The organism is Nostoc sp. 'Peltigera membranacea cyanobiont' 213 (assembly GCF_002245975.1).
Classification (GTDB): domain Bacteria; phylum Cyanobacteriota; class Cyanobacteriia; order Cyanobacteriales; family Nostocaceae; genus Nostoc.
This window is the reverse complement of sequence record NZ_NOLI01000319.1, coordinates 1-2,487: the sequence shown is the minus strand read 5'-3', so window position 1 is coordinate 2,487 and position 2,487 is coordinate 1. Positions and strand designations below refer to the sequence as shown.

At 39.7% G+C, this 2,487-nt stretch carries 3 protein-coding genes and 1 pseudogene; 1 reads left to right on the top strand and 3 read right to left on the bottom strand.

The annotated features are described in order from the left end of the window. Positions 1–247: 247 nt before the first annotated feature. Positions 248–868 (top strand): glutathione S-transferase family protein, encoded by a 621-nt coding sequence (locus CDG77_RS34525; RefSeq protein ID WP_094333610.1) that lies wholly within the window; start codon positions 248–250, stop codon positions 866–868. 217 nt (positions 869–1,085) lie between these two features. On the opposite strand, the gene CDG77_RS34520 is transcribed toward CDG77_RS34525, so the two are convergent. From CDG77_RS34520 to CDG77_RS34510, 3 genes and pseudogenes are all read right to left on the bottom strand, one after another. Further along, complete coding sequence (locus tag CDG77_RS34520) at positions 1,086–1,442, bottom strand: hypothetical protein (protein ID WP_190234162.1); 357 nt, start codon at positions 1,440–1,442, stop codon at positions 1,086–1,088. Next, the gene (locus CDG77_RS34515; protein WP_223270162.1) at positions 1,423–1,773 is read right to left on the bottom strand and encodes a DUF5674 family protein; all 351 of its coding nucleotides are present in this window, start codon (positions 1,771–1,773) and stop codon (positions 1,423–1,425) included. Before CDG77_RS34515 ends, CDG77_RS34520 begins: the two co-directional genes overlap by 20 nt. A gap of 85 nt (positions 1,774–1,858) precedes the next feature. Next, a pseudogene (locus CDG77_RS34510) lies at positions 1,859–2,487 on the bottom strand (hypothetical protein); the annotation flags it as partial.

The window sequence follows — 2,487 nt, the reverse complement described above, 5'->3', positions numbered from 1 at the left end:
GGCAGCCCCTTCACCCCCCTTTAAAATGATTATCATTATTGTTGGTGGAATAGTTTATTTTATGGAAGTCCCTAATTGCAAGACTTTAGGTGTTGTAATTCAATGGTTTACCATGCCTAAGAGATTAAGATAAAACAGTTTTGGTGAGAGTCCATGAGATTGCTTCCTTGGTCGCAATCATGGGGTACTATTTTTGAATGCAGTTTATTATTATTATTAGACCCACTTTTTGAGTGAAAATAAATCTATGAATAGAACATTATACTATCATCAGCAATCAAACTTTTCTCGGAAAATCCGAATATTGTTAGTAGAGAAAAATTTAGATTGTGAACTCAAAGAAATTAATTTAGCCAATAAACCCCTTGAATTCCTTGAAATTTCTCCTATTGGTCAAGTCCCTGTGTTTATAGATCAAGATGGCACAGTAATTTGGAACTCTACATTGATTGCGGAGTATCTAGACGAAACTTATCCACAGCCTAGCTTTTACCCAAGCGCTCCTCACATACGGCTTGAGTGCCGTAAATGGGAACAACTAGCAGATACTTTAGGCGACAATATTATCGGTTTATGGGTACTAGATTTTATGGGTGATCTAGCTCCTGCTTATTATCGAAAAAAATATGAAACATTAATTAATCGCCTTTTACCAATCTTTGATTCCCAACTGCGTTCAACTAAATATTTGTTAGAGGGTGAAACATGGACAGCAGCAGATGTGGCAGCATTATGTTCCCTCGGTTATTACAGCTTTCGCTTAAATGAAGACTGGCTTCTTCAGTATCCTTATTTGAGAGACTGGTTTAATAGATTACAGGAGCGTGAATCAGTCAAGTCAACTATTCCAAAAAAGACCCCTACTTAGAGGTTGCTGAAAAAGTAATAAGAAAGCAAAGATCAGGATTGGTTAGTTATTCAAGCAAGCCCTACTTAGGAGCCTTACAAAAATAATTTGAATAATTTTGATGGGGAAGTTAAGCTCACAAGTCGTTCCAGATTAACAAAATGAATTATTTGTCCAGAAACTATAAGTGATTGCTCATATTTTTTACAAAATCTAGAATACCGCAATGATTAAAGTTTTAGATAGATTCGGACAACAACCCTGACATATCTAATACTTGTTCTGACCAAGCACTAGCTTGCTCGGACATATTTCTGCGTTGGCTATCATCAGACCAAATACTATCAAAAGTTAATCTCCATCGTGCCAGTTGAACTTGAATGTTAACCAGTTCTTCAGCATCTTCAGGTTCAATTTCTGCTGCCGTCCATTCGATAAAACACATAGTTTCATCTGTAACACTTTTGACCGCTTCAGGGTAAGCAGTGTCACAAAATGTTCTCAGCCTAGCTAAATTAGAAGCTATATGACCTAAGCGATGTGATGTATTTTCGCCTTGAAACCGTGCTTGTTTTTCATCTAAATTCTGGTTCATATCCACCAATTAACTCCTGAGTTATTTTTTTAACACGTTCTTGAATCGCTGGGTCTTGAATTACCATTGAGCGATTATTTTGGCTTGGACGTATGTTAATAATCGATTCATAGGCGATTGATTGGTTAAAGGGAGTCCAATCCGCACCCCAGATATCTCGCTGTTTACTACCGTCTTCGAGCAATGCTGCTTCACAGAAAGCGTGTTTCTCTCCTCCTCCAGCTAAAATCCCTCTTTCTATATCTACTGCCACTTTAATGTAAACTCGCAAAGTTTGCAGCATTAACTCCACTTGTTCGAGAGTTGCTCTTTTCCTAATAATCAGTACCAAAATCTCACCCCTACCTGTATAAATGCACAAGTCAAAATTCTACTTTGTAGAATCCCTTGAATTCCAAAATTAATCACTTGCAGCATTATGGTATGACTTCCAACTCCAGAAGACTCAACACTTTCTCTTCCAAATCTGTCAAATAAGCACGGTTAAGCTTCCCCAGCATCTCCAAAAACTTTTGCACCGACTCCTCTAGCCCACTCGAATACACCCGACTGATGCGATCGCAAATCACCTGCATCTGCTCACACTCCTGGGGCAGATAGTTGAAGGACTTCAGGTGTTGCAAACCAACGGTGTACTCACCATCCCAGGCTCTCAAGGTGCAACTAAACTCGTTTACTGCGCTGACTATCCCCCAACACCCACCCTTGCCCCTGAGTTCAGAATTGTCTTTAACAAGGATTTGGCACACTTCGCCAATTTGGTAGGTATTGGGTATTTTCGTCCTTTCCATGATGCGCTGCACAACATCTTTCACGATTCTACCAGTTGGCACTTTGCCGCCAGCAAGTTCTACTGCCTGTTGCCATACTTCTTGCTGTTGCTGCGGTTCCAGTTTGGTCATGGGCCGAACTTGTCCCTCGCTGGTAGGCAAGATTTGTACCTGATCGGAGTGGACTGTAGCAGGATAATCTTCAATTTCATTTTGTGTCCAATTTGGACACATTTTGATCAAATTATCTACAACTCCAGCAGCTTCAATTAATC